This window comes from Candidatus Brevundimonas phytovorans (assembly GCA_029203145.1).
Taxonomy (GTDB): domain Bacteria; phylum Pseudomonadota; class Alphaproteobacteria; order Caulobacterales; family Caulobacteraceae; genus Brevundimonas; species Brevundimonas phytovorans.
The window spans coordinates 2,731,020-2,757,671 of sequence record CP119309.1 but is presented as its reverse complement, the minus strand read 5'-3'; the positions used below and the strand labels follow the sequence as shown (position 1 = coordinate 2,757,671).

27 protein-coding genes, 1 tRNA gene and 1 riboswitch are annotated in these 26,652 nt (G+C 67.8%); of the genes, 16 read left to right on the top strand and 12 right to left on the bottom strand.

Features of this window, described 5'->3' with window-relative positions; all coding sequences use genetic code 11:
* Window positions 1-10: 10 nt before the first annotated feature.
* The 3 genes from P0Y52_13560 (at window position 11) to uraH (ending at window position 1,062) form a co-directional block, all read left to right on the top strand.
* A complete protein-coding gene (locus P0Y52_13560; GenBank protein WEK57550.1) occupies window positions 11-352 on the top strand; it encodes a RidA family protein in 342 nt (113 codons plus the stop codon).
* Window positions 352-561: a hypothetical protein gene (locus P0Y52_13555; protein ID WEK57549.1), complete on the top strand. Its 210-nt coding sequence runs from the start codon at window positions 352-354 to the stop codon at window positions 559-561. Before P0Y52_13560 ends, P0Y52_13555 begins: the two co-directional genes overlap by 1 nt.
* Window positions 562-660: 99 nt before the next feature.
* Entirely contained in the window at window positions 661-1,062 is a 402-nt protein-coding gene (uraH, locus tag P0Y52_13550) for a hydroxyisourate hydrolase (GenBank protein ID WEK57548.1), read from the top strand.
* A 28-nt stretch (window positions 1,063-1,090) separates the two neighbouring features.
* Here the strand turns inward: uraH and dapE are convergent, their stop codons facing one another.
* Window positions 1,091-2,293: a succinyl-diaminopimelate desuccinylase gene (gene dapE / locus P0Y52_13545; protein WEK57547.1), complete on the bottom strand. Its 1,203-nt coding sequence runs from the start codon at window positions 2,291-2,293 to the stop codon at window positions 1,091-1,093.
* A gap of 49 nt (window positions 2,294-2,342) precedes the next feature.
* Between dapE and P0Y52_13540 the strand changes: the two genes are divergently transcribed.
* Together P0Y52_13540 and P0Y52_13535 are read left to right on the top strand one after the other, a co-directional pair.
* Complete coding sequence (locus P0Y52_13540; GenBank protein WEK57546.1) at window positions 2,343-2,819, top strand: cupin domain-containing protein; 477 nt, start codon at window positions 2,343-2,345, stop codon at window positions 2,817-2,819.
* Window positions 2,816-4,132: an MFS transporter gene (locus tag P0Y52_13535; GenBank protein ID WEK57545.1), complete on the top strand. Its 1,317-nt coding sequence runs from the start codon at window positions 2,816-2,818 to the stop codon at window positions 4,130-4,132. The genes P0Y52_13540 and P0Y52_13535 overlap by 4 nt, the downstream gene beginning before the upstream one ends.
* A gap of 95 nt (window positions 4,133-4,227) precedes the next feature.
* Here P0Y52_13535 and P0Y52_13530 read toward each other — a convergent pair whose 3' ends face one another.
* Window positions 4,228-5,262: a 2'-deoxycytidine 5'-triphosphate deaminase gene (locus P0Y52_13530; protein WEK57544.1), complete on the bottom strand. Its 1,035-nt coding sequence runs from the start codon at window positions 5,260-5,262 to the stop codon at window positions 4,228-4,230.
* 104 nt (window positions 5,263-5,366) lie between these two features.
* Here P0Y52_13530 and apaG point away from each other — a divergent pair, with 104 nt between their 5' ends.
* Window positions 5,367-5,774 carry a Co2+/Mg2+ efflux protein ApaG gene (apaG, locus tag P0Y52_13525; GenBank protein WEK57543.1) on the top strand — a complete coding sequence of 136 codons (408 nt, stop codon included), beginning with the start codon at window positions 5,367-5,369 and terminating at the stop codon, window positions 5,772-5,774.
* Window positions 5,775-6,035: 261 nt separating this feature from the next.
* Here the strand turns inward: apaG and P0Y52_13520 are convergent, their stop codons facing one another.
* The gene (locus P0Y52_13520; GenBank protein ID WEK57542.1) at window positions 6,036-6,578 is read right to left on the bottom strand and encodes a GcrA family cell cycle regulator; all 543 of its coding nucleotides are present in this window, start codon (window positions 6,576-6,578) and stop codon (window positions 6,036-6,038) included.
* Window positions 6,579-6,809: 231 nt separating this feature from the next.
* On the opposite strand from P0Y52_13520, the gene P0Y52_13515 reads away from it, so the two are divergent.
* From P0Y52_13515 to argF, 4 genes are all read left to right on the top strand, one after another.
* A complete protein-coding gene (locus tag P0Y52_13515; GenBank protein ID WEK57541.1) occupies window positions 6,810-7,646 on the top strand; it encodes an ABC transporter permease in 837 nt (278 codons plus the stop codon).
* Between the two features lie 52 nt (window positions 7,647-7,698).
* Complete coding sequence (locus P0Y52_13510) at window positions 7,699-8,595, top strand: M20/M25/M40 family metallo-hydrolase (protein ID WEK57540.1); 897 nt, start codon at window positions 7,699-7,701, stop codon at window positions 8,593-8,595.
* A 130-nt stretch (window positions 8,596-8,725) separates the two neighbouring features.
* Window positions 8,726-9,901 carry an aspartate aminotransferase family protein gene (locus P0Y52_13505; GenBank protein ID WEK59502.1) on the top strand — a complete coding sequence of 392 codons (1,176 nt, stop codon included), beginning with the start codon at window positions 8,726-8,728 and terminating at the stop codon, window positions 9,899-9,901.
* A 157-nt stretch (window positions 9,902-10,058) separates the two neighbouring features.
* Window positions 10,059-10,976: an ornithine carbamoyltransferase gene (argF, locus tag P0Y52_13500; GenBank protein WEK57539.1), complete on the top strand. Its 918-nt coding sequence runs from the start codon at window positions 10,059-10,061 to the stop codon at window positions 10,974-10,976.
* A 103-nt stretch (window positions 10,977-11,079) separates the two neighbouring features.
* Here argF and P0Y52_13495 read toward each other — a convergent pair whose 3' ends face one another.
* Both P0Y52_13495 and P0Y52_13490 read right to left on the bottom strand, forming a co-directional pair.
* Window positions 11,080-11,583: a pyridoxamine 5'-phosphate oxidase family protein gene (locus P0Y52_13495; GenBank protein WEK57538.1), complete on the bottom strand. Its 504-nt coding sequence runs from the start codon at window positions 11,581-11,583 to the stop codon at window positions 11,080-11,082.
* A 58-nt stretch (window positions 11,584-11,641) separates the two neighbouring features.
* Window positions 11,642-11,848, bottom strand: coding sequence for a hypothetical protein (locus tag P0Y52_13490; protein ID WEK57537.1), 207 nt, complete (start codon window positions 11,846-11,848; stop codon window positions 11,642-11,644).
* Between the two features lie 221 nt (window positions 11,849-12,069).
* Between P0Y52_13490 and P0Y52_13485 the strand changes: the two genes are divergently transcribed.
* The 3 genes from P0Y52_13485 to P0Y52_13475 all read left to right on the top strand — a co-directional run bounded on the left by P0Y52_13485 (window position 12,070) and on the right by P0Y52_13475 (window position 16,909).
* A complete protein-coding gene (locus P0Y52_13485) occupies window positions 12,070-14,967 on the top strand; it encodes a hypothetical protein (GenBank protein ID WEK57536.1) in 2,898 nt (965 codons plus the stop codon).
* Between the two features lie 185 nt (window positions 14,968-15,152).
* The gene (locus P0Y52_13480) at window positions 15,153-16,076 is read left to right on the top strand and encodes a sulfite exporter TauE/SafE family protein (protein WEK57535.1); all 924 of its coding nucleotides are present in this window, start codon (window positions 15,153-15,155) and stop codon (window positions 16,074-16,076) included.
* Window positions 16,076-16,909, top strand: coding sequence for a TIGR02186 family protein (locus P0Y52_13475; GenBank protein WEK57534.1), 834 nt, complete (start codon window positions 16,076-16,078; stop codon window positions 16,907-16,909). The genes P0Y52_13480 and P0Y52_13475 overlap by 1 nt, the downstream gene beginning before the upstream one ends.
* Before the next feature lie 123 nt (window positions 16,910-17,032).
* On the opposite strand, the gene P0Y52_13470 is transcribed toward P0Y52_13475, so the two are convergent.
* From P0Y52_13470 to P0Y52_13460, 3 genes are all read right to left on the bottom strand, one after another.
* Window positions 17,033-19,204, bottom strand: a complete 2,172-nt coding sequence (locus tag P0Y52_13470) for a 3-hydroxyacyl-CoA dehydrogenase NAD-binding domain-containing protein (protein WEK57533.1) — start codon at window positions 19,202-19,204, stop codon at window positions 17,033-17,035.
* 210 nt (window positions 19,205-19,414) lie between these two features.
* Window positions 19,415-20,620, bottom strand: a complete 1,206-nt coding sequence (locus tag P0Y52_13465) for an acetyl-CoA C-acetyltransferase (GenBank protein ID WEK57532.1) — start codon at window positions 20,618-20,620, stop codon at window positions 19,415-19,417.
* Between the two features lie 291 nt (window positions 20,621-20,911).
* Window positions 20,912-22,138: a PQQ-dependent sugar dehydrogenase gene (locus tag P0Y52_13460; protein ID WEK57531.1), complete on the bottom strand. Its 1,227-nt coding sequence runs from the start codon at window positions 22,136-22,138 to the stop codon at window positions 20,912-20,914.
* Window positions 22,139-22,334: 196 nt separating this feature from the next.
* Here P0Y52_13460 and P0Y52_13455 point away from each other — a divergent pair.
* Window positions 22,335-22,411 (top strand) — tRNA-Met (locus P0Y52_13455).
* 136 nt (window positions 22,412-22,547) lie between these two features.
* Window positions 22,548-22,853 (top strand): hypothetical protein, encoded by a 306-nt coding sequence (locus P0Y52_13450; protein WEK57530.1) that lies wholly within the window; start codon window positions 22,548-22,550, stop codon window positions 22,851-22,853.
* A 27-nt stretch (window positions 22,854-22,880) separates the two neighbouring features.
* Here the strand turns inward: P0Y52_13450 and P0Y52_13445 are convergent, their stop codons facing one another.
* Window positions 22,881-23,111: a hypothetical protein gene (locus tag P0Y52_13445; protein ID WEK57529.1), complete on the bottom strand. Its 231-nt coding sequence runs from the start codon at window positions 23,109-23,111 to the stop codon at window positions 22,881-22,883.
* Between the two features lie 82 nt (window positions 23,112-23,193).
* Window positions 23,194-23,778, bottom strand: coding sequence for a manganese efflux pump MntP family protein (locus P0Y52_13440; protein WEK57528.1), 585 nt, complete (start codon window positions 23,776-23,778; stop codon window positions 23,194-23,196).
* Window positions 23,779-23,859: 81 nt separating this feature from the next.
* Window positions 23,860-23,958, bottom strand: a riboswitch (yybP-ykoY riboswitch).
* Window positions 23,959-24,072: 114 nt separating this feature from the next.
* Here P0Y52_13440 and rlmN point away from each other — a divergent pair.
* Complete coding sequence (gene rlmN / locus P0Y52_13435; GenBank protein WEK57527.1) at window positions 24,073-25,242, top strand: 23S rRNA (adenine(2503)-C(2))-methyltransferase RlmN; 1,170 nt, start codon at window positions 24,073-24,075, stop codon at window positions 25,240-25,242.
* Here rlmN and P0Y52_13430 read toward each other — a convergent pair.
* Together P0Y52_13430 and P0Y52_13425 are read right to left on the bottom strand one after the other, a co-directional pair.
* Complete coding sequence (locus P0Y52_13430; GenBank protein ID WEK57526.1) at window positions 25,199-25,654, bottom strand: hypothetical protein; 456 nt, start codon at window positions 25,652-25,654, stop codon at window positions 25,199-25,201. The genes rlmN and P0Y52_13430 overlap by 44 nt on opposite strands.
* Window positions 25,651-26,565: an acyl-CoA desaturase gene (locus tag P0Y52_13425; GenBank protein WEK57525.1), complete on the bottom strand. Its 915-nt coding sequence runs from the start codon at window positions 26,563-26,565 to the stop codon at window positions 25,651-25,653. Before P0Y52_13425 ends, P0Y52_13430 begins: the two co-directional genes overlap by 4 nt.
* Between the last annotated feature and the right edge of the window lie 87 nt (window positions 26,566-26,652).

Here is a 26,652-nt window from a genome sequence, read left to right as displayed (position 1 = left end):
GAGCCCTCCCATGATCACCCGCATTCAGCCCGGCGCCCGCATGAGCGAGGCCGTCATCCACGGGAACACCGTCTATCTGGCCGGTCAGGTCGGCGAGCCGGGCGACGACGTCACGGCCCAGACCAGGACGACCCTGGCCGAGATCGACGCCCTGCTGGCCCAGGCCGGCACGGACAAGTCCAAGATCCTGATGGCCACCATCTGGCTGGCCGACATCGCCGACTTCGAGGCCATGAACGCCGTCTGGGACGCCTGGGTCGACACGGCCAATCCGCCGGCCCGCGCCACCAGCGAAGGCAAGCTGGCCTCGCCCGAATACCTGGTCGAGATCATCGTCGTGGCGGCGGTCTGATGGCCCTCGACAAGGACAGCGAACTGGAGCGGTTCAAGGCGACCCGCGTCACCGCCCTCTATCGCCTCGACCTGATCGAGAAGGGCGCGCAACTGACCTATGAGGACGGTACGCCCGTCGACATGGCGTCCGAGAAGCAGCGGCTGAAGGATCAGGTCGCGGACATGGACCGCCGCATTGCGCGGCTGGAGGCGGCGGGCGAGGCCTGATCTTCGCAGACTGATGAAATGTGGGGCGCGACCCATCCGTCGCCGTCTTTTGCGCGAATAAGGCCGCGCTACCGCCTTTCACTTTCAGGAGTTCGTCCGATGAACCTTCGCACCCTCGCCGTCGCGGCGGTCGCCCTGTCCGCCTGCGCCTTCCCCGCTGCGGCCGAGACCATCTCGACCCATGTGCTGGACCTGGCGCGCGGCGTCGGCGGTCGGGATGTGCCGGTCACCTTGCAGATCAAGTCGGCCGACGGCGGCTGGCGCGATCTGGCGACCAGCCGCACCGATGAGAACGGCCGGGTCCGCTCGTTCGGCGACGCCGTCCAGACCGAGGCGGCGACCTATCGCCTGGTGTTCGACATGTCGCGCTATGGCGCGCCGGAAACCCCGCCCTTCTTCCCCGAGATCGACGTGGTCTTCCAGGTGGTCGATCCCAGCGTCCACTATCACGTGCCGGTGGTGGTCAGCCCCTACGGCTACAGCACCTATCGCGGCAACTGATCGCCTCGGACGTGTTCGGGCGCCCTGATCAGAGGCGTTCGAACACGGTGGCGATGACCGCCTGATAGGCGTCGGTCAGGGCGCGCAGTTCGGCCTCGGGCACGCGTTCGTCGATCTGGTGCATGGTCTGGCCGACCAGACCCAGTTCCAGCACCGGGCACAGGGACCGGATGAAGCGGGCGTCCGAGGTGCCGCCGGTGGTCGAGGCCTCGGGACGCCGGCCGAGCGTCGCCTCCACCGCGTCCTGCACGGCGCTGATGAAGACGCCCGGCTCGGTCAGGAAGGCCTCGCCCGAGCACATATGCTCCAGTTCGATGCGCAGGCCGGTTTCGGCCTGAAGGGCGCCGGCCTCGCGGTTCAGCCAGTCGATCAGGCCGTCGCCGGTGTGGGTCGGGTTGAAGCGGATGTTGAGCCGCGCCTTCGCCTCGGCGGGGATGATGTTGGTCGCCGGATTGCCCACGTCGATGGTGGTGATCTCGAGGTTGGACGGCGGGAACTCCGGGAAACCCTCATCCAGAATGTGAGCGTCGAGGCGCGTCAGCAATTTCGCCACGACCGGCGCCGGATTGGCGGCGCGGTCGGGATAGGCGACGTGACCCTGCTTGCCGTGGACAGTGATCCAGGTGTTCAGCGAGCCGCGCCGTCCGACCTTGATCATGTCGCCCAGGTGGTGGGCCGACGAGGGCTCGCCGACCACGCAGGCGTCGATGACCTCGCCCTCGGCCATCAGGGCCTCGACCACCCGCTTGGTGCCGTGCAGGGCCGGGCCTTCCTCGTCGCCGGTGATCAGGAAGGAGAGGGAGCCGGGGACCTCGCCCCCCTCTTCGGCGTAATGCGCCAGAATGCGCGAGACGGCGGCGACCCAGGCGGCGATGCCGCCCTTCATGTCCACGGCGCCGCGGCCATAGAGTATGCCGTCGCGGGTCTCGCCCTCGAAGGGGGCGGCGGTCCAGGCGGCGAGGTCGCCGGTCGGCACCACGTCGGTGTGGCCCGCAAAGCAGAGGTTGGGCGAGGCCGTGCCGCGTCGGGCGTAGAGGTTCTCGATGCGGGCGTCGTGACCCACGCCGGTCGGCCCCTCGAACACCATGCGGCGGCAGGTGAAGCCAAGGCCGGTCAGGGTGCGTTCCAGAACGTCCATCGCCCCCTCGTCGGCGGGGGTGACGGAGGGAATGCGGATCAGGTCGCGGGTCAGTTCGACAGGATCGATGACGGAATGTGATGCGGCGCTCATAGGCTCTATGCTTTAGGCATATCCCGCATCCGCGAGAAGGCCCGAAACCGTGCCGAAGATCGACATCGAAACTGCGCCGACCGGGCATGGCACCGGCTACCCCGAAGAATTCGCCGCCCCGTGCAAGTCGCGGCGGCGCTGGCGGCTGGGCGACGCGGTCGGCCTGGACCAGTTCGGGGTCAACCTGTTGCGCCTGCCCGCCGGGGCCTGGTCCAGCCAGCGCCACTGGCACGCGGCCGAGGACGAGTTCGTCTGGGTGGTCGAGGGCGAGGTGGTCCTGGTCGAAGAGGACGGCGAGACGGTGCTGCGCCCCGGCGACTGCGCCGGCTTCAAAGCGGGCGTCGCCAACGGCCACAAGATTGAAAACCGCAGCGACCGTGAGGCGGTGCTGCTGGAGGTGGGGTCGCGCCGCCCGGCTGAGGACGCCTGCGACTATCCCGATATCGACATGATCCTGCCAAAGGGCGCCGACCGCTATTTCCATCGCGACGGAACCCCCTATCCGAAGACGCCCCGAAGAACGTGACCACAGACAGTATCGACGCCGCCCCGACGGTTCCGCCCCAGCCGCCCCTGCCGCCTGACTCGCACGATGGCGGGCCGTCCAGTCCCCATTCCAGTCCCTGGGCTATTCGCGATTTCCGCCTGCTCTGGCTGGGCCGGGTGGCGGCGGTTCTGGGCATCCAGATCCAGTCTTCGGCCCTATTGTGGCAGGTCTATGAGATCGCCCGGCGTGACCATCCGATCGCGGAGGCCAGCCTCTATCTGGGGCTGGTGGGCCTGTGTCAGTTCCTGCCGCTGCTGGCCTTCACCCTGCCCGCCGGGGCCATGGCCGACCGGCGCGACCGCAAGCACACCGTGACCCTGTCCATCGTGGTCGAGAGCCTGTGCGCCTTGGCCTTCCTCGCCATGGCCCTGCACGGCTCGCCGCCGCTGTGGGGGCTGCTGGCGGTGGCGGCTGTGTTCGGCGCAGCGCGGGCCTTCCTCGCCCCGGCCAGCCAGGCCTTCCTGCCGATGGTAGTGGGGCGCAAGGCCCTGCCGCCCGCCATCGCGGCCCAGTCCATCGCCTTCCAGACCGGGGCCATCGCCGGGCCGGCGCTCGGCGGGGTCATCGTCGGCTTCGCTGTGCCCTGGGCCTATGCCTCGGCCATGGCGCTGTTCTTCGTCGCCATCGCCTGCTTCCTGCTGATCCGCACCTCGGGCAAGCCAAAATTCGTCGAGACGGGCGTGGGGCCGCTGGAACTGGTCAAGGAGGGTCTGTCCTATGTCTGGAAGACCAAGATCGTCCTGGGCGCCATCTCGCTGGATCTGGTCGTCGTCCTGTTGGCGGGCGTGGCCCTGCTGACGCCGATCTTCGCGCGCGACATCCTGCATGTCGGGCCGCAAGGGTTCGGCCTGCTGCGGGCCTCGTTCGGGGTCGGGGCCCTGCTGGTGGCCCTCTATCTGAGCCGCTTCCCCATCGTGAAGCATGGCGGGCGCTGGATGTTCGCGGCGGTGGCTGTGTTCGGCCTGTCCACGCTGACCTTCGGCCTGTCGCACTGGGTCTGGCTGAGCGCGCTGGCCCTCTTCATCGGCGGCGGGGCCGACATGATCAGCGTCAATATCCGCCAGACCTTGATCCAGCTGGCTACGCCCGATCACATGCGCGGGCGGGTGTCCTCGGTGTCCATGCTGTTCATCGGGGCCTCCAATGAACTGGGCGAGGCCTATTCGGGGGTCATGGTGAGGCTGCTCGGCCCGGTCGGGGCGGCGGTGTTCGGCGGGGTGGGGGCGCTGGCCGCGACGGGGATATGGGCGAAGGTCTTCCCCAGCCTGAGGAAGGCGAACCGGCTGACCTGATAAAAGAAAAGCGCCGCGATCTTTCGACCGCGGCGCTCACACCCCTCATCCGAGCGCCTTCGGCGCCCACCTTCTCCCTCAAGGGGAGAAGGGCATTAGCCCCAGGGGCGGAAGTGTTTCGACAGCTTCAGGCCCTGGCTCTGGTAATGGCTGCCGCCTTCGCCATAGAGGCGCGACGGGCGTTCCGTCAGCGGCTCATAGACCAGGCGGGCGACGATCTGGCCGTGTTCCAGCAGGAAGGGGGTGTCGTGGGTGCGAACCTCCAGCACGCCCTTGGACCCAGCGCCGTGGGCCTCGTCCGTGCCGAAGCCGGGGTCGAAGAAGCCGGCGTAGTGGACGCGGAACTCGCCGACCGAGGGGTCGATCGGGGTCATCTCGGCGGCCTGATCGACCGGGATCTCGACCGCTTCGCGCGAGGCCAGGATGTAGAACTCGCCCGGATCGAGCAGCAGTTCGCCGCGACGGAGCGTCAGCGGCTCCCAGAAGTCGCGCGGGTCGTGACCGTCGATGTGATCCATGTTGACGACCCCGGCGTGGCGACGGCCGCGGAAGCCGACGACGCCGTGCTCGCCCGCTTCCAGATCGACGCCGACGCTGCGGGTTTCCAGTTTGGGCGGATCGCCAGCCTTGAGGCGCAGCTGGTTCAGGCGGGTGCCGGGCTGGACCAGGATGGAGAAGGTCTGGGGCGCGATTTCGAGGTAGAGGGGGCCGTCATAGCCCTCGTCCACGTCGTCGAAGCTGCCGCCCTGATCGGTCAGCAGGCGGACGAAGACGTCCACGCGGCCGGTCGAGCTCTTGGGGTTGGCGCGGGCGTTCAGGCCGCGCGGTAGGGTCAGGCGCTCCTGCAGGCGGGCGATATAGACGCAGCCCTTTTCCAGCACCACGCCGCCCGACAGGTCGACCGCGTGCATGGCCACGTCCTTGATCCGGTCCTCGACCTTGCGCTGACCGGGCAGGAAGGAGGCGCGCACGCGCCAGGCCTGGTTCGACAGGCGCAGGTCCAGGCTGGCCGGCTGCACCTGATCATGATCGAAGGGGGTGTCGGACCGGATCGCGCCTGTGGCGATCAGGGTCTCGATGCTCTGATAGGGCAGAATGCCGGGCTGGGCGGGAATCTCGAAGATGCTCATGCCGTCCTGTCTCACACGGATTTTTCCGCCTGTCTCGCTTCGGAATGCGACATCCGATGCGCCAGACGGGTTGAACCCCGAGGTCGGCGGGCTGCATATAGCGCATGCACGCCCCTCCTGCCTATACCGCCGAAACCGAAGGCGTCGTCGTTCGCGTCCGTCCCTCCTATCTGGCGGCCCAGTCGGACCCGGCGGCGGGACGCTGGGTCTGGGCCTATCAGATCGAGATCGTCAACCTGACCGGATCGCCGGTGCAGTTGGTGGCGCGGCGCTGGACCATCACCGACGCCTACGGCCATGTCGAAGAAGTGCGCGGCCAGGGCGTGGTCGGCGAGCAGCCGGTGATCGAGGCTGGCGACAGCTATTCCTACGCCTCGGGCTGTCCGCTGGGCGCGTCGTCCGGGTCCATGGTCGGGGCCTATTACATGACCGACGCCGAGGGCCGGATGTTCGAGGCGGCCATCCCGGCGTTTAGTCTGGATGTGCCGGATACGCGGCGGACGCTGAACTAAAGGCTTGCGCTGATCCTCCCCCGTGAACGGGGGAGGAGAGGAGGCAACCAGGGCCCAAAGAAAAACCTCCGCCGCGAGGCGAGGGCGATAGGGCTGCGTCAACCCGGATGAACCGCAGCCCCCTGATTTCATCCGGCGGGCCGGACGAAATCAGTTTCTTGTTGGGCCGCGGTCAAAAGGCTCCGCCTTTTCGACCCGACGCGGCCTGGCGCTTCGCGCGCGCTCAAGCAGCGAGCCGCCGCGCGGCGAGCGATAGCGCTCTTAGATATAGCGGCGAAGCGAACGCGCCAGTTCGGTGGCGCCGTCCTTGGTGGCGCCGCGGCGGACTTGCGGCTGGTAGGCGACGCGGGCGTGTTCGCCGCAATAGACGTTTTCCGTGGCGCGGCGGCCGCAGAAGCTGAACTCGCGCGACGAGGGGTCGCCGATCGGCCATTTGCACATATGGGCGCCGAGGGTCATCACCGTGGCCGTGCCGGGCAGTTCCGGCATGGGGGCGGGGGCCGAAGGCTGGACGGCCATGACCGGACGCGGGGCGGCGGCCTCGATGCGGCGCGGGGCCGAGGGGGCCTGAACCGGCGCGGCCGGCGCGGCGGGGCGCGGACGGGCGGCGGCGCGGAAGGTGGTGCGCGCCGGTTGCGACGGCGCGGCGCGGCCCGACAGGCCCAGGCGGTGCACCTTGCCGATCACGGCGTTGCGGGTCACGCCGCCGCCGAGGGTCTTGGCGATCTGGCTGGCCGACTGGCCTTCCAGCCAGAGCTTCTTCAACGCGCCGACGCGGTCTTCAGTCCAGCTTGCTGCGGTCATGGCCACCCTCCCGGGGATCGGATTCAATATCTTGGGTCGCCGACGAATTTCCCCGCCTCGACCTGCTACTAATCGTAAAGCAGCACTTAAAACACGCAAGATGTGGCAATTCAGCTGTCCACAGAAACCAGATGTAGTGTGGTTAACGTCCCGTTTTGAATCAGTTTTGCGCCCCTTCATCGAACATCGGGCGCCTTGCGAAACCAGCTTAGCGGGCGCATCTGGGCGCCTATGAAGACCGATCTCGCCTCTACTCGCCCCACGCAAAGCCCTGGCGGCCTGCCCCAGCCGCGTCGCTACGACGGCATCAACTGGGTGGGTCTGCGTACGCTCTACCTGCGCGAAGTGCGCCGTTTCTGGAAGGTGGGGGCCCAGACGGTGGCCGCGCCGGTGGTGACGACCCTGCTCTACATGATGGTCTTCGTGGTGGCGCTGAAGGGCGCGCGGCCGCCGTTGCACGGCACCCCCTTCGCCGAGTTCGTGGCCCCGGGCCTGATCATGATGGCCATTCTTCAGAACGCCTTCGCCAACGCCTCGTCCAGCCTGATCCAGGCCAAGATCATGGGCACGGCCACCGACTTCCTGACGCCGCCGCTCAGCCCGCTGGAGCTGACCATCGGCTTTACCCTGGGCGCGGCGACGCGCGGGGTGGCGGTCGGTCTGGTGACGGCCCTGTGCGTCATGCCCTTCGCCAGGCTGGGAGTGGCCAACATCGCCCTGATCGTCTGGTTCGGCCTGATCGCCTCGCTGCTGATGGGGATGACGGGCGTGCTGGCGGGCCTGTGGTCCGAGAAGTTCGACCACCTGTCGGCGGTGCAGAACTTCGTGGTCATGCCGATGACCTTCCTGTCGGGCACCTTCTACCTGATCGACAGCCTGCCGGAGCCCTTCGCCAGCATCAGCCGCTTCAACCCCTTCTTCTACCTGATCGACGGTTTCCGGGCCGGCTTCATCGGTCACGCCGAGGGCAATCTGATGATCGGCGTGGTCATGAGCGCCGTGCTGACGGTGCTGATGGGCGCGGCCTGCTGGCTGGTGTTCCGCTCGGGCTGGCGCCTGAAGAGCTGAGCCGTTAGTCAGGCCTGAACGCCCCCCTGGGGAGGGGGTAGGGAGGTCCTGTATGCTGTTTCGATCCGTTCTCGCCTCGGCCGTCGCCGCCGCTGCGCTTCTGTCCACGCCGGCTTTGGCGCAGGATGCGGAAGCCTTGAAGGCCCAGGTCGGCGCCTACGTCCAGCCGTCCAACGCCGAGCGGATGAACGTCCTGGTGGCTCAACTGCGCGCCGCCGGCTTCAACCCGACCGTCGAGACCTTCGAGGGCGGCGGTCGCGCCGGGCCGATGCAGGGTTCGAACGTGGTCGTCACGATCGGCGACGGCCCCAGGGAAATTTTGCTGACGGCCCACTATGACGCGGTGAAGCTTCGCGACGGGACCATGTCCCAGGGCGTGGTCGACAACGCCGGGTCGGTGGTGGCCCTGATCGAAGCGGCCAAGATCCTGCGCGACAAGCCTCTGACCCACCGCGTCCGCGTCATCTTCTTCGACCAGGAAGAGCTGGGCCTGATCGGCGCCAGGAAGTGGATCGAGGCGCACGGCGTGGCCAATGTCGCCGCCGTGGTGAACTCCGATGTCGCCGCCTATGGCGACACCCTGATGTACGGCCAGAACAACGGGGCGCAGTCGGCCTTCGTCACCCGCGCGACCCAGGAAGTGTGCGCCGAGCGCGCCCTGCCATGCGTCGGCTTCCCCGAGTATCCGCCGTCCGACGACCGCGCCTTCTCGGCGGCAGGCGCGCCGGTGGTGTCGCTAGGCTTCCAGGATCAGGTCGGCGCCCACCAGATGTGGCTGGCCTTCAACGGCGGCAAGGAAAATGGTCTGGCCGAGGGCTTCGTGCCGCAAGTCTTCCGCGTCATCCACTCCAAGGACGACGCCATTGAGGCGGTCGATGGCGCAACTATCGCCCTGGCCGGCGCCACTTACGCCGCCCTGATCCAGAAGCTGGACGCACAACTGCGCTGACTGCGGTCGGCGCGGTGTTGACTAAGCGCAAATAGCGCCCGACAAGTTCGTCGCCTTTTTCAAAGCGGTCCCGCAACCAAGGTTGCGGGACCGTCGCTCTTTATGGAGTCTGCCTGTGTCCGGTCATCTGATGGGTGTCTATAATCGCGCGCCGCTGGAAGTGGAGCGCGGCCAGGGCGTCCGCCTGTGGTCCACTGATGGGACCGAATATCTGGACTGCGTCTCGGGCATCTCGACCAACGCCCTGGGCCACGCCCACCCCAGGCTGGTGCAGGCGGTCAAGGATCAGGCCGAGAAGCTGTGGCACGTCTCCAACATCTTCAAGATTCCGGGTCAGGACGCCCTGGCGGACGCCCTGTGCGAAAAGTCGTTCGCCGACGTGGTCTTCTTCACCAACTCGGGCACCGAGGCGGTCGAGTGCGCGCTGAAGACGGCGCGCAAGTTCCACTCGACCAACGGCCAGCCGGAACGCATCGACATCTACGGCTTTGACGGGTCCTTCCACGGCCGCACCTATGGCGCGATCAACGCCGCCGCCAACCCCAGCTACACTGAGGGCTTCGGGCCCAAGATGGAAGGCTTCCATCAGCTGAAGTGGGGCGACCACGACGCCATCAAGGCCGCTATCGCCAACCCGACCACCGCCGCCATCATCGTAGAGCCGGTGCAGGGCGAGGGCGGCTGCCGCGCCATGCCGGAACAGTGCCTGCGCGGCCTGCGCGACCTGTGCGACGCGCATGGCGTCCTGATCATCTTCGACGAGGTCCAGTGCGGCATGGGCCGAACCGGCAAGCTGTGGGCCCACGAATGGGCCGGCATGACCCCGGACATCATGGCCATCGCCAAGGCTCTGGGCGGCGGCTTCCCCATCGGCGCCTGCCTGTCCACGGCCGAAGCGGCCAAGGGCATGACGCCCGGCGCCCACGGCTCGACCTTCGGCGGCAACCCCCTGGCCATGGCGGTCGGTCGGGCCGCCTTCGCCGAGGTGTCGTCGGACGCCATCCTCGCCAACGTCAACGAGATCGCCGGCTATCTGAAGCAGCAGCTGCACGGCCTGGCCGAACGCTTCCCCGATGTGATCGTCGAGGTGCGCGGCAAGGGTCTTCTGCTGGGCGTGAAGCTGGTTCCCAACAACCGCGACTTCATGGGCTGGGCCCGCGACGAGGCCAGGCTGCTGGTCGCCGGCGGCGGCGACAACCTGGTCCGCATCCTGCCGCCGCTGAACATCACCCTCGAAGAGGCCCGCGAGGCGGTCGAGAAGTTCGAAACGGCCTGCGAGTTCGCCCGCACCAAGCTGGCGGCCTAGTGGCTTTCTCCCTCCCCTTCGTGGGGAGGGTGGCCGAGCCCTGAAGGGCGAGGTCGGGTGGGGACGCTGTCCCTTCATTTCCAGGTTTCCGCAAGGCCGTCCCCACCCGGTCCCTGCGGGAACACCCTCCCTGGAGCGGGGAGGGAGAGGCTCTGTCATGGTCCGTCACTTCCTCGACATCCACCGGCTGGACACGGCCGACCTGCGCGCCATTCTGGACGACGCCCACGCCCGCAAACAGGCGCGCAAGGGCTGGCCCCAGGGGCGTCCCGACGCTGACGCGCCGGGCCAGGATCGCGTCCTGGCCATGATCTTCGAGAAGAACTCGACGCGCACCCGTTTCAGCTTCGACGCGGCCATTCGTCAGCTGGGCGGCTCGGCCATCATCGCCACCGCCGCCGACATGCAACTGGGGCGCGGCGAGCCGGTCGAGGACACGGCCAAGGTGCTGTCGCGCATGGTCGACGCGGTGATGATCCGCGCCAACAACCATGAGGACGTCGAGCGCTTCGCCCGCGTCTCGACCGTGCCGGTGGTCAACGGGCTGACCGACCGCAGCCACCCGTGCCAGATCCTGGCCGACCTGCTGACGATCGAGGAGCATCTGGGCCCGATCGAAGGCAAGACCGTCGCCTGGATCGGCGACGGCAACAACGTCTGCCACAGCTTCATGCACGCAGCGGCCAAGTTCGGCTTCCGTCTGAACGTCGCCTGCCCGGCCGAGTATCATCCCGACCTGCGCGATCTGGAAAAGGGCGGCGCCCACGTCCACCTGACCAGCGACCCGCGCGAGGCCGTGGTCGGCGCCGATGTCGTCGTCACCGACACCTGGGTGTCGATGGGCGATCAGGACTATGAGGCGCGCCTGGCCGCCTTCGAGCCCTATACGGTCGACGAGGCCCTGATGGAGCTGGCCAAGGCCGACGCCGTCTTCCTGCACTGCCTGCCGGCCCACCGCGGCGAAGAGGTGACGGACGCCGTCATCGACGGCCCGCAGTCGCTGATTTGGGACGAGGCCGAGAACCGCATTCACGCCCAGAAGGCGGTCCTCGCCTGGTGTTTCGCAGGCGAGTGAAACTCGCCTGCTCATTCTTCTTTGGCCCTAACGCGCGTCGCGCTGCTTGAGGGCCGGCGGGCGCTGTCTGTGACTGAAGCAGCGCCCGCGGCTACGTCCTGACCTATTGCAGATGGACGTCGGCGACGTCGCCGGCGTCGGGCAGGGTCTTGGTGACATTGGCCTTGGCGATCTCCCAGGCGAATTTGAACAGGCCGCCGTCGCTGACCCAGACCCGGCCGTCGTCGGCGTCGAAGCGCAGCAGGGTCAGTTTCGGGTCGTCCTTGCCTTCGGGATACCAGGCGGCGAGCACCGGATTCCAGTAGCGGTCGATGATCGCGCGGTCATGGCCGTGCACCGACAGGGCGCCGTGGATGCAGGCCCAGAGCTTCTGGTCCTTCGAGCCATAGCTGAACATGGCCGACTGGCCCGGCGCGGCGGCGTCGCGCGCCAGATCGGTGTCGTCGCGGGTGAAGAACCAGATCGTTCCGGTCTCCGCCTCGCGAAAGGCGGTCATCGGCTGGCTGTGATAGCCGGGCCGGTCCAGGCCCAGCATGCCGGTATTGCTGTGCTTCAGGCTTTTCCAGAATTCGGCTTCGGCGTCGGCGGGGGTCAGATCCTGGCTCATCCGGGGGTCCTTTTCTGCGAGTGAGGCAGAAGAACCGTCGGCGAACCGTCTCGTTCCGTCAGGCGGGGAAGGTGCGGCCGCCCAGCACCGAGGCCAGGTGAATCAGCAGCAGCACCGCCAGGGCGCCGGCGACCAGCATGATGAACCGCCACGGCATCATGCGCGGCCCCTTCATCAGGTCGGGCGGCCGGGCGCCGCGCCAGCCGCAAAAGACGGCGACGACGCCAGAGGCGGCCAGCAGGGCGAGGGTCAGGGAAGGGCTCATGGCGAGGGCAGTTGGCGTCTGCGGCGGCGCTTCGCAAGACAGAAGTCTGCGAGAAGATGAATCTAAACGCGACGTTAACCATGTCGGCGTGAAAAGCGCTGTGTCGCAATCAAGCGTTGCCGGTGATTCGTTCGCCGTGGCGCCAGATGTTGCGGTTAACGATACGTTTACACGCTTGATCTTGGGCGGTAGCGTCCGACAAAGGCTCGGGAGGCGAATCAGTGAGCGCAGCAGCGCCGTGGAGCGTGAAGGGGATCGACCCCAAGGCTCGCGAGATCGCCAAGGACCTTGCGCGCCGTTCGGGCATGACGCTCGGCGAGTGGCTGAATTCCATGATCATGGAAGAACCGGGCGAGGACGAGGGCGTCACGCCCCTGCCGCGCCGCACGCCTATTCCCGACCCCTATGATCGCCGCAGCCGCTCGCGCCGCCTGGACGACGCCTATGGACCCGAAGCCGACGGCGCGGTCCGGGCCGAGGCCTCGATCGAAGTCATCGCCGCCCGGCTGGAGGCCGCCGAGCGTCGCTCCACGGTCGCCATCCAGGGCATCGACCAGGCCGTCGCCGGTCTGGTCCATCGTCTTGACGGTCAGGAAAAGGCCGACGCTGCACAATCGCGCCGCATCGACGACATCGCCGACGAACTGCGCGAGGGCCACAAGCGTCTGCGCCGCTTTGAGCGCGAGGTCGGGCCGCGCGCCGAGGAAGGTCTGGCGCGGGTCGAGGCGGCGCTCAGCGCGGTCTCCAGCCGCCTCTATGACCTGGACGAACGTCAGCGCGCGGGCGCCGAGACCCTGCGCCAGCGCATCGACGCGGTCGAACAGGTCGCCGGGCCGGGACCGGGAACCGACCTTCTGGTCGAGGTCAGCGCGCGTCTGGATGAGGCGCAGGAGCGCACCTCTGCGGCCCTCAAAGGGCTGGAACGCTCGTTCGCCGCGCTGGACCTGCGTCTGCGCGACGCCGAGAGCCGCATCGAACCCGAACACGCCCGCGAGGCCGCCCGCTTCGAGAAGCTGGCCGAGACCCTGACCCGCCAGGTCGAGGGCAGCCGCGTCGAGATGATGCGCCGCCTGGAGGTGGTCGAGACCGAAAGCCGCGTCGACCGCATCGAGCGCGCCCTGGCCGCGATCGGCGACCAGACCCGCGCCGCCGAGCAGCGCTCGGCCGACGCCGTCGAGGCCATGGGCCGCGAGGTCCTGCGCATCGCCCAGAACCTCAACGCGCGGGTCGAAAAGGTCGAGACCGTCGGCTCCGCGGATCAGGTCGAAGTCCTGGGCCGCGAACTGAACGAGAAGCTGGATCGCGAGATGCAGCGCCACGCCCAGGCCGTGGACCAGCGCCTGACCCGTTCCGACGACCAGCACGCCCTGGCGCTGGAGCGTCTGGGCGGCGAGATCACCCGCATCTCGGATCGCCTCAGCGAGCGCATCGCCCAGTCGGAGCGCCGTTCGGCCCAGGCTCTGGACGATATCGGCCGCCGTCTGGCCGAGAACACCGACAAGATCGAGCAACGCCACGAGCGCGCCTCGGGCGAATTGGGCGAGCGGATGCGCCAGAGCGAGGAGCGCACCGCGCGCCTGCTGGCCGAAGCCCGCGAAAGCATCGAACAGCGGGGGGCGCGCAGCGGACGCCGCGAGATTCCGCTGGAAAGCCCCGAGCCTGCGCCGTGGAGCCCGGCGGACAGCCCCAGCGGCGATTGGCGCGCCGCCGCCTTCGCCGACGACATCTGGTCCGACGACACCCTGGGCGGGGTGCTGGACGCCGCGCCCTTCCCCTCGCCGACGGTGCGCGATCCCGAGCCGGTCTTCGCCGATCCTCTGGACGCCGAGCTGAACGTCTTTGCTTCGGCCGAGAACGGGGAGGCCGCGCCGACGGCCCTCTTCGGCTCCAGCCCCGAGCGCGCCCGTTTCGGCGCCGTCTCGACCGATGTGCTGGACGAGGAGGCCGAGGCCTCGGTCTTTGTCGAGCCGGGCTTCGCGGTCAGCGACTTCATCACCGATGACTTCGGCGGCGCCGAGGTGGGCGACGTGCAGGTCGAGGCCTGTGAGGAGATGCGGGACGAGGCCCAGGGCGAGGACGAGCCGGCGACGGAAGGCTTCGCCGGTCTGCCGCCGCTGGTCGACGGTCCGACCGAGACACATGGCGACGACGGCTTCTCGGCTGAGATCGACTTCATCGACCCTGACGCGCTCAAGGCCGGGGCCGCCGCCGGGCGCGCCTCGACCCGCGACACTCTGGATGCCGCGCGCGCCGCCATGTCCAGCGCTGACGAAGCCCCGCGCAAGGGCTTCGGTCTGAAGCGCGGCGGCAAGTCCAAGCTGCAGGAGCGCCTGGACAAGCAGGCCAGCCGCGAAGGCTCGACCATGCGCAAGGCCCTGGGGGCCATGGCGGTGGCCGCCCTGGCCACCGGCGGCGGTTACGCCTCGTTGCAACTGGCCGAGGGTTCGGGACTGGCCCTGCCCGACCTGGCGACGCTGACGGGCGGCGTGGCGCCGACCTCCGAGGCGGACCCGGCCCCGATCGCCGCCCTGGCCCTTAACGCCACGCCGACCGAAGCCGTGCCGTCGCCGGACGTGGCGGCGACCGAGGGCGCGGCCCTGTTCAACCGCGCGGTGCAACTGATCGACAGCGGCGACGACAGCGGCCTGGAACCGCTGAAACGCGCGGCCAACCTGGGTTACGGCCCGGCGCAGATGCGTCTGGCCGCCCTCTATCAGGAAGGCGGCGCCGGCCTGACCCCCGATCCGGTCGAGGCGCGCGCCTGGGCGCGGCGCGCGGCCGAGGGCGGCGAGCCCCGCGCCATGCACTATTACGGCATGCAGCTGTTCGACGGAGAAGGCGGGGCCCAGAACCGGGCCGAGGCCCTGACCTGGCTCAAGAAGGCGGCGGAGGCCGGTCGCGTCGATAGCCAGTACAACGTCGCCTATCTGTATGAGAAGGGCGACGTGGGCGTGCCGGTCAACGCGGTCGAAGCCTTCAAATGGTACATGATCGCAGCGCGGCGCGGCGACCAGCAGGCCCTGGCGGCGGTGCAGCGGCTGACGCCCGTGACCTCGGCCGAGACGCGTCGCGTGGCGCGCGAGGCGGCGGACGCCTTTACGGTCGAGCCGGTCGCCTAAGGAAACGCGTCGAAACGGCGGCGGGGGTGGCGGTTCGTCGCGGCCCTCGCTAAGACCAGAAGCCTAGAGCCTGATCGGTTGAGGTGGAATCGCTTCGCGATTCCGCCGACGCCGTGAAGCAGGCTCCAGGATTAGTCGCCTTTCCGGCGCAGTTCTGCGTTCCCTTCCAGCCGAAGGCGCGTGCCGTGGATATTTACCTGCCGATCGCCGAGGTTTCGGTGAACTGGCCGTTCCTGGTGATGCTAGGCGCGCTGGTCGGCTTTGTCTCGGGCCTGTTCGGCATCGGCGGCGGCTTCCTGATGGCGCCCGTCCTGGTCTTCATGGGCATTCCGCCGACCGTGGCCGTGGCCAGCCAGGCCAGCCACGTCGTCGCCTCCTCGACCTCGGGCGTGATCCGCTATTCCGGCATGAAGGCGGTCGATTACCGCATCGGCGGCATCATGGCTGTCGGCGGGGCCCTGGGCGCGCTCGCGGGCGTCGAGCTGTTCCGCTACCTGCGTCTGCTGGGCCAGGCCGATCTGGTGGTGGCGGTCTCCTATCTGATCTTCCTCGGCTCGATCGGCAGCATGATGCTGTACGAAAGCCTGACCCAGATCCTGCACCGCGTGCGCGGCGAGACCCCGCCGAGGAAAGAGCGCCGTCGCCCCCTGTGGCTGTACGGCCTGCCGTTCAGGATGCGCTTCCCACGTTCGGGCCTCTACATCAGCGCCATTCCGCCGTTTGGACTGGGGGTGTTTGCGGGCGTCCTGTCGGCCATCATGGGGGTGGGCGGCGGCTTCATCCTGGTCCCGGCCATGCTCTATGTGCTGCGGATGCGGGCCAGCGTCGTGGTGGGCACCAGCCTGTTCCAGATCATCATCACCACCGCCATCACCACCATCCTGCAGGCCGGGCGCAACCAGACGGTGGACATCGTCCTGTCGACCATCCTGCTGCTGGGCGGGGTGGTCGGGGCCCAGTTCGGGGCGCGGCTGTCGGGCCGCTTCCGGGCCGAGGAGATGCGCGCGGCGCTCGGCCTGATCGTCCTTCTGGTCGGCATCCAGATGGGGCTGGAGCTGTTCGTGCGGCCCAGCGACCTCTTCCTGCTGGCGCCGGGGGTGGGGGACTGATGGTCCAGGCCCTGCCGCCCGAACCGGCGCCCATCGTCGCGCCCGCGCCCAGCGTCGCCGCGCCGGGAATGATCGAGCGTTCGGTCGCCACCGAGGGCGAGGTGCGCGTCGCCGCCGCCCTGACCGACGCCCAGGTGGAAGTCGACTCCAGCTTCCGCGGCGCCTCCATTGTGCTGTACGGCGCGGTGTTCAATCCGACCGACACGCCCGCCGACGTGGTGGTGGTGGTGCGCGGCCCCGACGCCCCGGTGCGTCTGGTCAAGAAGACCCGCAACATGGGCGTCTGGCTGAACAGCCGCCCGGTCCTGTTCGAGGGCGCGCCCGGCTTCTACATGACCGCCTCGACCCGGCCCTTGTCGGACGTGGCTGATTTCGGCCAGTTGAGGCGTCTTGGCGTCGGGGTGGATCACCTGCGCATCGACGCCCCGCAGGAGAGCCGCACCGTCACCCGCTATGGCGTGCGCGACGTGGTCGTCAGCCGTCTGGGCGAAAACTACCTCGACTGGCGCCGCGCCGTGATCCGGCTGAAGGAGGCCGCGGCCCTCTACAACACCGATCCAGACGGGGTCCAGTTCGTCGACAAGGGTCTGTTCCGCGCCGAGGTCGAACTGCCGACCGTGGCGCCGACGGGCAAGTACTACGCCGAGGTCTGGCTGTTTCAGGAAGGGGCGCCGGTCTCGGTGTCCAACCTGACCCTGACGGTCGAGAAGGTCGGACTGGAGCGCGACATCTATGAGTTCGCGCATCGGCGGCCGTGGTCCTATGGCGTGCTGTGCGTGATCCTGGCGGCGCTGACGGGCTATGCGGCGTCGAGAATTTTCCGCAGCCGCTGAGGCTAGCCACCAACCACCGCTCATCCCGGCGGACGCCGGGATGAGCGGGAGGGGAAGAAACGCCTCAAAAGAAAGGGGCGGCTCTTGCGAGCCGCCCCTTCCGTTTTCAACCGGCCTTGAAGATCAGGCCGCCTTCTTCTCCGGGGCGAAGCGGCCGTAGAAGGTCTCGCCCTTGGCGGCCATTTCGCGCAGCAGGTCCGGCACCTTGAAGCGGTCGCCGTAGGTCGCGGTCAGGCGATCGGCGGTCTCGACGAAGGCCTTGAGGCCGGTCTGGTCGATCAGGGTGATCGGGCCGCCCGACCAGGGGGCGAAGCCCCAGCCCAGGATGGCGCCCAGATCAGCTTCGCGCGGATCGTCGATAACGCCCTCGGCCCAGCAGCGGGCGACCTCGACGGCCTGACGATAGAGCAGGCGCGTCTTCAACTCGTCGACCAGTTCCGGGGTCGAGTCGTTGAACTTGACCGGAGCCAGTTCCGACAGGCCCGCCCACAGGGTCTTGGGCTTGGTGTCGTAGTCGTAGAAGCCCTTGCCGTTCTTGCGACCGTAACGGCCGCCTTCGACCATCCTGGCGACGATGTCGGCGCCCTCGGACGGGACATAGGCGTCGCCCAGGTCGATCGCCGTCTGCTTGGCGATCTTGTAGGAGAGGTCCAGGGCGACGTCGTCGTGCATCTCCAGCGGGCCGCGCGGCATGCCGGTCATGCGACCGACGTTGTCGATCAGGGCCGGGGCATAGCCCTCCTCAAGCATGGCCATGCCTTCCATCAGGAAGGTGGAGAAGCAGCGCGAGGTGTAGAAGCCGCGGCTGTCGTTGACGACGATCGGCGTCTTCTTGATCTTGAGGACGTAGTCGATGGCCTTGGCGATGGCGGCGGGGCCGGTCTTCTCGCCGAGGATGATCTCGACCAGCATCATCTTGTCGACGGGCGAGAAGAAGTGGATGCCGATGAAGTCCTCGGGACGGACCGAGGCCTCGGCCAGGCCGGTGATCGGCAGGGTCGAGGTGTTGGAGCCGAAGACGGCGCCTTCAGCCAATTGGGCCTCGGCGCGCTTGGTCACGTCGGCCTTGATCTCGCGGTTTTCGAACACGGCCTCAATGACCAGATCCGAGCCCTTGATCAGGTCATAGTCGGTGGTGGCGGTGACGAGGGCCAGGGTGGCGTCGAACTTCTCCTGGGTCATCTGGCCGCGCGACAGCCGCTTCTTCAGCAGTTCCTCGACGTGGGCCTTGCCCTTGTCGGCGGCTTCCTGGGTCTGGTCGATCAGGACGGTCTCGATGCCGGCCATGACCTGCACATAGGCCACGCCTGCGCCCATCATGCCGGCGCCCAGAACGGCGACCTTTTTGGCGTCGGACTTCGGCACGCCCGCCGGGCGCACGGCGCCCTTGTCCAGTTCCTGCTTGGACAGGAAGAGGCTGCGGATCATGGCCTGGGCCTGCGGCGTCATCAGGGTCTTGATGAAGTAGCGGGTCTCGATGCGCAGAGCGGCGTCCATCGGCACCTGAACGCCTTCATAGACGGCCTTCATCAGGTTGGTGGCGGCGGGATAGTTGCCGTAGGTCTGCTTGCGGATCATCGCATTGCCGACCAGGAAGTTCTGGATGCCGGCCGGGTGATAGGGGCCGCCGCCGGGCAGTTTGAACGACTTTTCGTCCCACGGCTGCACGGCCTTGCCGCCGTTCCTGATCCAGGTCCTGGCGGCCTCGACCGACTGACCCTTTTCAGCGATTTCGTGGACGATGCCCGCGCCCTTGGCGTCGTTCGGACGGAAGGACTTGCCCTCGGTCATGGCCATCATGGCGGGCTGTACGCCGATCAGGCGCGTCAGGCGCTGGGTGCCGCCGCCGCCGGGGAAGAGGCCGACCTTGATCTCGGGCAGGCCCAGCTGGATCCTGTTGTCATTCTCGACCACGCGATAGTGGCAGGCCAGCGTCAGCTCCAGGCCGCCGCCGAGCGCCAGGCCATTGATGGCCGCAGCCACCGGCTTGCCGCAGGTTTCCAGCGCGCGCAGGGCGCCGTTCATCTTCCACCCGGCGTCATAGGCGTCCTGCAGGCTGGCGCCGCCGATCATGCCGCCGGCCATGTCGCCGAGGTCGGCGCCGGCGCAGAAGCCGGAGGTCTTGCCCGAGGTCAGGACCGCGCCCTTGATGGCGTCGTCGGTCTTGATGCGTTCCACCAGCTGCGGAATCTCGGCCATGACGGACGAGGTCAGGGTGTTCATCGAGCGTCCGGGGACGTCGAAGGTGATCAGGGCGACGCCGTCGGCGTCCACATCGATCTTGAAGTTTTCCATAAGATCAATCCTTGAGGCGTGAGGATTCTTTGCCGTCACGCGTATTTCTATTTCTGAAGCTCACAGCCAGTTGCGTTCCTAGAGCGACGCCTGAAATCGCGCCGAACGAGAAGCCTCGACTCAGGTTGTCGAAGAAGGCTCCGCAAATGATCCCGAGGGCGAGGCAGGCCGCGAAGCCGACCCAAAATCTCGCCCAGGGGGCGGCCATCATCACACCCGCTCGATCGCTGTGGCGGTGCCCATGCCGCCGCCGATGCACAGGGTGATGAGGGCGGTTTCCTTGTCCGAGCGTTCCAGCTCGTCCAGCACCACGCCGGTGATCATGGCGCCCGTGGCGCCGAGCGGGTGGCCCATGGCGATGGCGCCGCCGCAGACGTTGATCTTGTCGTGCGGAATGTCGAGCGCCTGCATGTAGCGCAGGACGACGGCGGCGAAGGCCTCGTTCAGCTCATAGAGGTCGATGTCGGTGGACTTCATGCCCAGACGACCCAGCAGCTTATTGGTCACGAACTCAGGCCCGGTCAGCATGATCGACGGCTCCGAGCCGATCGAGGCGGCGCCGCGGATTTTCGCGCGCGGCTTCAGGCCCAGGGCCTTGCCGGCTTCCAGCGAACCGATCAGGACGCCCGCCGAACCGTCGACGATGCCCGAGGAGTTGCCCGGCGTGTGGACGTGGTTGACGCGCTCGACCTCGGGGTAGCGCTGATTGATCACGCTGTCGAAAGCCAGTTCGCCCATCATGGCGAAGGAGGGGTTCAGGGCGCCGAGCGTCTGCATGTCCGTGGTCGGACGGATGGTTTCGTCGCGGTCCAGGCGGACCAGACCCAGCTGGTCCAGAACCGGGATGACCGACTTCTTGAAGCGGCCCTCGGCCCAGCTCCTGGCCGAACGCTTGTGGCTCTCGACGGAATAGGCGTCCACGTCGGCGCGGCTGAAGCCCCACTTGGTGGCGATCATGTCGGCCGAGACGCCCTGGGGCACGAAATAGGTCGGGAAGGCCGAGGACGGGTCCACCGGCCAGGCGCCGCCGTCCGAGCCCATCGGCACGCGGCTCATGGCCTCGACGCCGCCGCCGACGGCGAAGTCGGCCTCGCCGGATTTCACCTTGGCGGCGGCCATGTTCACGGCTTCCAGGCCCGAGGCGCAGAAGCGGTTGACCTGAACGCCCGCCGTGGTCTGGGCCCAGCCCGCGTTCAGCACGGCGGTGCGGGCGATGTCGGCGCCCTGCTCGCCCACCGGCGAGACGCAGCCGAGGATGACGTCGTCCACCTTGGAGGTGTCCAGGCCGTTGCGGTCGCGGATCGCCTCCAGCACCTGCGTCGCCAGGGACAGGGCGGTGATCTCGTGCAGGGACCCGTCCTTCTTGCCCTTGCCGCGCGGGGTGCGCACGGCGTCGTAGATGTAGGCGTCGGCCATGAATGTCTCTTTCTTTGGGTCCCTACCGCTCGGCGCGCGGCGCCTCGCTGCTGGAGGGACGTGCGTCGTGTCGGGACGGGTCTGGAATTGAAACCTGGTGCGTAGAAACCCGACGTTTACGTCAACGTCAAGTAACAAGGCGCGTGAGAGCGTTCTGACCCGCTCATCCCCGCGGAGGCGGGGACCCAGTGAGGGCGCGGGTCAGAGGCTGATCCATGGAACGAAGCGCGTGAAGCCAAAGCCCTGGGTCCCCGCCTCCGCGGGGATGAGCGGACTTTAGAGAGGCGGCGCCTACTGTTTGGCCAGCCGGACCAGCTTGCCGTCGTCCTCGTCGGTGATGACCCAGACGGCCCCGTCGGGGCCGACCGCCACATCGCGGATGCGGGCGTTCAGGTCGGTCAGCAGGCGTTCTTCGCCGACGACGCGGTTGTTCTCGATCACCAGTCGCGCCAGCTGCTTGCCGCCCAGGCCGGTGACCAGCAGGTTGCCCTGCCAGCCGGGGAACATGGCGCCCTCGTAGAAGGTCATTCCGCCCGGCGCGATGACCGGATCCCAGTAGTAGACCGGCTGCTCGGTGCCGTCCTTGACCGTCACGGCCTCGGGAATGGCCGAGCCGTTGTATTCGATACCGTAGGCGACGCCGGGCCAGCCGTAGTTCTTGCCGGCCTGATCCAGATTGATCTCGTCGCCGCCGCGCGTGCCGTGCTCGACGGTCCAGATGGCGCCCGTGCCCGGCTGGACGGCGATGCCCTGCATATTGCGGTGGCCCAGCGACCAGATTTCAGGCCGCGCGCCTGCCTGTCCGACGAAGGGGTTGTCGGACGGCACGCTGCCGTCGGCGTTGATGCGGATGGTCTTGCCCATATGCGAGCCCAGGTCCTGGGCCTGCGGCCGCATCGGCTTGTCGGAGCGCTCGCCCAGGGTGATGAACAGCTTGCCGTCCGGGGCGAAGGCCAGCGAGGAGCCGAAATGCTTGTCGCCGTCATAGACAGGCAGGGCGCGGAAGAGGACCTCGACGTTCTCGAGCCTGGTCAGGTCGTCCGACAGGCGGCCGCGCGCGACCGAGGTGGCGTTGCCGCCTTCCCGAGGCTCGGCGTAGCTCCAGTAGATCAGGCGATCCTGAGCGAAGCTCGGCCCGACGATGACGTCCAGCAGCCCGCCCTGACCGCGTGCGGCGACGGGGGGCAGGCCAGCGATGGGGGCGCCGACCTGACCCTGGGCCGAGACCACCCGCATCCGGCCGGGCTTTTCCGTCACCAGCCACTGACCGTCCGGCAGCAGGGCCAGACCCCAGGGGTGGACCAGACCCGAGGCCACGACGCTGTGGCTCAGCGCCGCCTCGGTGCGGACGCCCGGCGCGCGGGTCTGGCCCTCGAAGGCGGGCTTCTGCTCCGGGTTGTTGGCGGGGCGGGTCTCGACGGGGGCGCCGGGCGCGGCGGGCGCATCCTGGCCGTTGGCCCCGCAGGCGGCGGCGAGAACGAGAAGCGAGGCGGACGCGGCGAGGACGATCGGACGCATGGGGCTCTCCTGAAAGCGGTGTCTCTTGCAATCCAGAATGAAGCCTTGCCGTTCCCGGCGCGAGCCGAAACCGCCCGCGACGGATCGTCCCGTGCGATTTCCGCACTTAAGCGGCTTGAACCCGGTCGAAGGCGGCGATATACGCACGCCTCTCGCGCTGCCCGGTCGTCACGACCTCGCGCGGGTTCCCGTAAGGGGTTGGGTAGCTCAGATGGTTAGAGCGGTGGATTCATAACCCACAGGTCGGCGGTTCGATCCCGCCTCCAACCACCACGGAATTTCTTCCAGACGCTTGTTGACGCACCGGTCGTTCCGACGACCGTCGGCCCTGTCACGCTTACGAGAGTTTAACTGGCGTCATGCGCCGGGACCGGGGCAACAAGGCTGCAACAAGGCTTTGGGGGCGTTCATGTTCAAACCTGTCTGGATCGCGGTCGCAGCGGCGTGTGTTTTGGTCTCGGGGTGCAGCGCCACGCGCTATCCCGCTCTGCCGACATGGTCGGCGGATGCGATCCTGGCCATGGACTGCAACGGCCTGCGTCAGGCGCGCGACGTGGCTTTGGGGACAGAGCGTCAGATCGCCAACCTCGCCGCCGGGGGACGCGCCGAACGGCCGAGGCTCTATTCGACGACCAGAGCGGATGCGGACCGCGCCGTGCAGGCGCGGCTCGCCAGTATCGACGCCGCCCTGTCCGCCAAGACTTGCCCGGCGTGACGGTCTTCGGCGCGCCGGGTCGGAGGGTCAGGGAATACGGGTCGCCCCGCCGGTGATCTTGCACACATAGTCGGTCTGGGCCCGGCCGGTCGTCAGGCCGCTGGGCGACAGGATGCCGCCGCGCGCGACGCACTGGGCGTTCAGGGCGTCGTATTCCTGCTGATAGGTCGGCAAGGGGTTTCCGGTGGCGCAGGCGACGAGCGCCAGAGGGGCGACGACGGCGGCGAGGATAACAATGGCCTTGGGGGCGGCGCGCATGACGAACTCCTTGCGACTGACGGCTTAACGGTTGGCCGGGAGCGGACGTTCCGTTAGTCGCATCCTTGATGCAAGCCCGCTGTCAGAAGGCCAGCACGCCCAGGTGCTCCAGCAGGATCTTGAGGCCGAGCGCGATCAGGGCGACGCCGCCGACCAGTTCCACGACCTTGCCCAGTCGCGTGCCCGCGGCCTTGCCAATCAACAGGCCGAGCGTGGCCAGGGCGAAGGTGGTCAAGCCGATGCAGGCGGCGATCAGCCAGATGTTCTCGCCCAGCAGGGCCAGGCCCACGCCGACAGCGCCCGCGTCGATCGAGGTGCCGACCGCGGTGGCGACCAGGGCGACCAGGCCGCGCGACACGGCCTTCCTGGCCTCGGCGGCTTCCTCGTTCTCGTCCTCCGGCTTCAACGCCTCCCAGATCATCTTGCCGCCGACCGCGCCCAGCAGACCAAAGGCGATCCAGTGGTCGACAGCGGCGACGAAGCTGGCGGCGGCGAGACCCAGACCAAAGCCGATCAGGGGGGTGATGGCCTCGATCACCCCGAAGACCAGACCCGAGCGCAGGGCCTGCGGCAGGGTGGGGCGGTGCTGCGCCCCGCGCCCGATGGCGGCGGCGAAGGCGTCCGCAGACATGCTGAGCGACAGGATGGCGATGGCGATGGGGGTCATGAACAAAAACAATCCGCCGGGCGCGTGACAGCACGTCCGGGCGCAGGCCGGCGCGGCCCCCGGATCGTGCTGGTCTCGCTAGGCGGACGGGTATCCGCTGATCGCGCCATGCCCCCTGCGGAGGCAAGTGTGTTGACGCGATCCCGGCTGACAGACGCCGGAAGCTACTCCCCAACGCGGCCCGTCTAGCGGCTGGGGCGGCAGGGTTCAACCCCGCCGGGCGGGCTGAAGGCGACAAGGCCCCCCATCTGTGCTAGACGCCGCGCCTTCACCCCCGCCGCAGGATATCCAGCCTTGAGCATCACGCTCGACCTTTCGCGTGCTTCCGCCCCGGTTAAAGCCCCCGTCAACCTCGCCGGTCTGACGCGCACGGGCCTGCGCCAGGCCCTGATCGACGCGGACATCTGTCTGCCCGCCAAGGCCAAGATGCGCGCCACCCAGATCTGGCGCTGGATCCACCACTACGGCGTCACCGACTTCTCGCTGATGAGCGATATCGGCAAGGAGACCCGCGCGGCTCTGGCCGAGGTCTTCACCCTGGCCCGCCCCGAGATCGTCGAGCGTCAGGTGTCCAAGGACGGCACGCGCAAATATCTGATCCGCACGGCGCCGGGCATCGAGGTCGAGGCCGTCTATATTCCCGACGTGGGCCGGGCCGGCGCCCTGTGCGTCTCGTCCCAGGTCGGCTGCACCCTGAACTGCACCTTCTGCCACACCGGCACGCAAAAGCTGGTGCGCAACCTGACCGCCGCCGAGATCGTGGCCCAGGTCCAGGTCTGCCGCGACGACCTGAACGAATGGCCCTCGCCCAGCGAAGACCGCCGCCTGTCCAACATCGTCTTCATGGGCATGGGCGAGCCGCTCTACAATCTGGACCATGTGTCGGACGCCATCGACATCATCTCGGACCCCGAGGGCATCTCCCTGTCGCGGCGGCGGATGACGGTGTCGACCTCGGGCGTCGTGCCGCAACTGGATGCCCTGGGCACGCGCACCCAGGCCATGCTGGCGATCAGCCTGCACGCCACCAACGACGCCCTGCGCGACGTTCTGGTGCCGCTGAACAAGAAGTATCCGCTGGATCAGTTGATGGCTGGCATCCGCGCCTATCCGGGCCTGTCCAACGCGCGCCGGGTGACGTTCGAATACGTCATGCTGAAGGGCGTCAACGACAGTCCCGACGAGGCCCGCGCCCTGGTCAAGCTGATCGAGGGCATCCCGGCCAAGGTCAACCTGATCCCGTTCAACCCCTGGCCCGGCACCGACTATGAGTGCTCGGACTGGAAGACCATCGAGCGTTTCGCCGCCATCCTGAACAAGGCCGGCTTCGCCTCGCCCATCCGCACCCCGCGCGGCCGCGACATCCTGGCCGCCTGCGGTCAGCTGAAGTCCGAGAGCGAGAAGCAGCGGGCCTCGGCGGTCAGGAAGGCCAACGTGAGTGAGGTCGAGGCTGAGGCCGTTTGATTGGTCCGTAGGCCACGCGCTGGATGACGAGGCCGACGACAGCTCCGTCAAGTGCAAGCAGCAGATGGCCTAGTCCGATCTCCATTTGCGCCCAAGCGGCCAGAACGTAGACGCCGGCAAATGTGATGAGTGCGCCGGTGCCGATGGCCGTCATTGCGTCTCGGCGCCCCAGGCGCTCCAGACACAACCAGATCGGGAGGCCGAGCATGACTATCCCGATCAGGAAAGGGATCGAAGCATAGAGAGTCACGAAGCTCACCATGACGATCGCCATGCCGACTTCCATCAGACGTGGCGGGCCGTTTGCAGCCAGTAACGTCGCGACAAACGCCACCGCCACCGGAAAGCCGCCAACCAATGCTCCGGCCAGGATGGCGAGTGCTTTTCTGTAGCCCGAAGCATGAGGGGTCATTTGCATCCCGCCGACCTAAGTGTGGCAGAGCGTTCGACCATCCCCTCCGGCGTCCGCACGTTCCACGCCAGCCCCAGCCGTTCCAGCAACTGGATGAAGCGGAAGCCCCAGTCGCTCTGGCCGGGATAGAGGCCGATGCGGGCGGAGCCGGGATAGGCGTGGTGGTTGTTGTGCCAGGCCTCGCCCATGGTCGGGATGGCGGCCCAGGGCACGTCGTGGGCCTGAACGCCTGCCTCCTTCACTAGCCAGGTCTGCGGGCCGCGCCGGTGGGCCAGATGGCCGACGAACCAGTGGCCGATGACGCTGATCGACACGCGGGCGCAGACGCCCCAAACCACGAAGCTCCAGCCGCCCATCAGCCACAACAAGCCCGCGACCGGCGCCTGCTGCCACATCCAGGTGCGCTCCAGAAAACGGTAGAAGGGATCGCGTCCGATCCGACCCAGATCGAAGGCGGGCGGTCGATCCAGCACCAGTCGGCAATGCATCTGCCAAACGGCGTCGATCGCCATGGGGCGTCGATGCGCCAGGTAGTCGTGACAGTCGGACTGACGTTGCGCCCAGTCACGCAGGTCGTGGGTGCGGATCATCCAGAAGGGGCCGCTCATGCCCACTAGAGTTCCAAACCAGACCAGCAGCCGTTCCAGCCATAGCGGACAGTCGAAGCTGTCGTGGATCAAGAGCCGGTGAAACCCGACCGAATGGCCGAGCAACAGGGTGGCGCCGGTCAGAACCACGAAAACGGCGAAGGCGCTCAGGCTCAAGGTTGTAAGCCCGAAGGTCAGGGTGATCGCCAGCATGGCGCCGTTCCACAGGGAATGGACCGGGTCCCAGACGACGCGACCCTCGGTCGGGCTGCTGCCAGGGGTCTCGATGAGGCTGTTGACGGCGCAGGGGTCATGCTCGTGCATCGGTCCGCTCCAGATAGTATTTAAGTAATAACTTAAACTCTGAAATGAGACGACTGGCAAGTGCTTAGCAAATCACTTAAATAGCGG

What these genes read in the sequence shown, in the direction of transcription:
- argF (WEK57539.1), top strand. Translation starts at nt 10,059, where the DNA reads ATGGTCCGTCACTTCCTCGACATCCACCGGCTGGACACGGCCGACCTG.
- P0Y52_13450 (WEK57530.1), top strand. Translation starts at nt 22,548, where the DNA reads ATGTTCAAACCTGTCTGGATCGCGGTCGCAGCGGCGTGTGTTTTGGTC.
- P0Y52_13510 (WEK57540.1), top strand. Translation starts at nt 7,699, where the DNA reads ATGCTGTTTCGATCCGTTCTCGCCTCGGCCGTCGCCGCCGCTGCGCTT.
- apaG (WEK57543.1), top strand. Translation starts at nt 5,367, where the DNA reads ATGCACGCCCCTCCTGCCTATACCGCCGAAACCGAAGGCGTCGTCGTT.
- P0Y52_13530 (WEK57544.1), bottom strand. Translation starts at nt 5,262, where the DNA reads ATGAGCATCTTCGAGATTCCCGCCCAGCCCGGCATTCTGCCCTATCAG.
- P0Y52_13445 (WEK57529.1), bottom strand. Translation starts at nt 23,111, where the DNA reads ATGCGCGCCGCCCCCAAGGCCATTGTTATCCTCGCCGCCGTCGTCGCC.
- P0Y52_13465 (WEK57532.1), bottom strand. Translation starts at nt 20,620, where the DNA reads ATGGCCGACGCCTACATCTACGACGCCGTGCGCACCCCGCGCGGCAAG.
- P0Y52_13515 (WEK57541.1), top strand. Translation starts at nt 6,810, where the DNA reads ATGAAGACCGATCTCGCCTCTACTCGCCCCACGCAAAGCCCTGGCGGC.
- P0Y52_13425 (WEK57525.1), bottom strand. Translation starts at nt 26,565, where the DNA reads ATGCACGAGCATGACCCCTGCGCCGTCAACAGCCTCATCGAGACCCCT.
- P0Y52_13555 (WEK57549.1), top strand. Translation starts at nt 352, where the DNA reads ATGGCCCTCGACAAGGACAGCGAACTGGAGCGGTTCAAGGCGACCCGC.
- P0Y52_13490 (WEK57537.1), bottom strand. Translation starts at nt 11,848, where the DNA reads ATGAGCCCTTCCCTGACCCTCGCCCTGCTGGCCGCCTCTGGCGTCGTC.
- P0Y52_13430 (WEK57526.1), bottom strand. Translation starts at nt 25,654, where the DNA reads ATGACCCCTCATGCTTCGGGCTACAGAAAAGCACTCGCCATCCTGGCC.
- P0Y52_13440 (WEK57528.1), bottom strand. Translation starts at nt 23,778, where the DNA reads ATGACCCCCATCGCCATCGCCATCCTGTCGCTCAGCATGTCTGCGGAC.
- dapE (WEK57547.1), bottom strand. Translation starts at nt 2,293, where the DNA reads ATGAGCGCCGCATCACATTCCGTCATCGATCCTGTCGAACTGACCCGC.
- P0Y52_13470 (WEK57533.1), bottom strand. Translation starts at nt 19,204, where the DNA reads ATGGAAAACTTCAAGATCGATGTGGACGCCGACGGCGTCGCCCTGATC.
- uraH (WEK57548.1), top strand. Translation starts at nt 661, where the DNA reads ATGAACCTTCGCACCCTCGCCGTCGCGGCGGTCGCCCTGTCCGCCTGC.
- P0Y52_13475 (WEK57534.1), top strand. Translation starts at nt 16,076, where the DNA reads ATGGTCCAGGCCCTGCCGCCCGAACCGGCGCCCATCGTCGCGCCCGCG.
- P0Y52_13520 (WEK57542.1), bottom strand. Translation starts at nt 6,578, where the DNA reads ATGACCGCAGCAAGCTGGACTGAAGACCGCGTCGGCGCGTTGAAGAAG.
- P0Y52_13495 (WEK57538.1), bottom strand. Translation starts at nt 11,583, where the DNA reads ATGAGCCAGGATCTGACCCCCGCCGACGCCGAAGCCGAATTCTGGAAA.
- P0Y52_13560 (WEK57550.1), top strand. Translation starts at nt 11, where the DNA reads ATGATCACCCGCATTCAGCCCGGCGCCCGCATGAGCGAGGCCGTCATC.
- P0Y52_13505 (WEK59502.1), top strand. Translation starts at nt 8,726, where the DNA reads ATGGGTGTCTATAATCGCGCGCCGCTGGAAGTGGAGCGCGGCCAGGGC.
- P0Y52_13460 (WEK57531.1), bottom strand. Translation starts at nt 22,138, where the DNA reads ATGCGTCCGATCGTCCTCGCCGCGTCCGCCTCGCTTCTCGTTCTCGCC.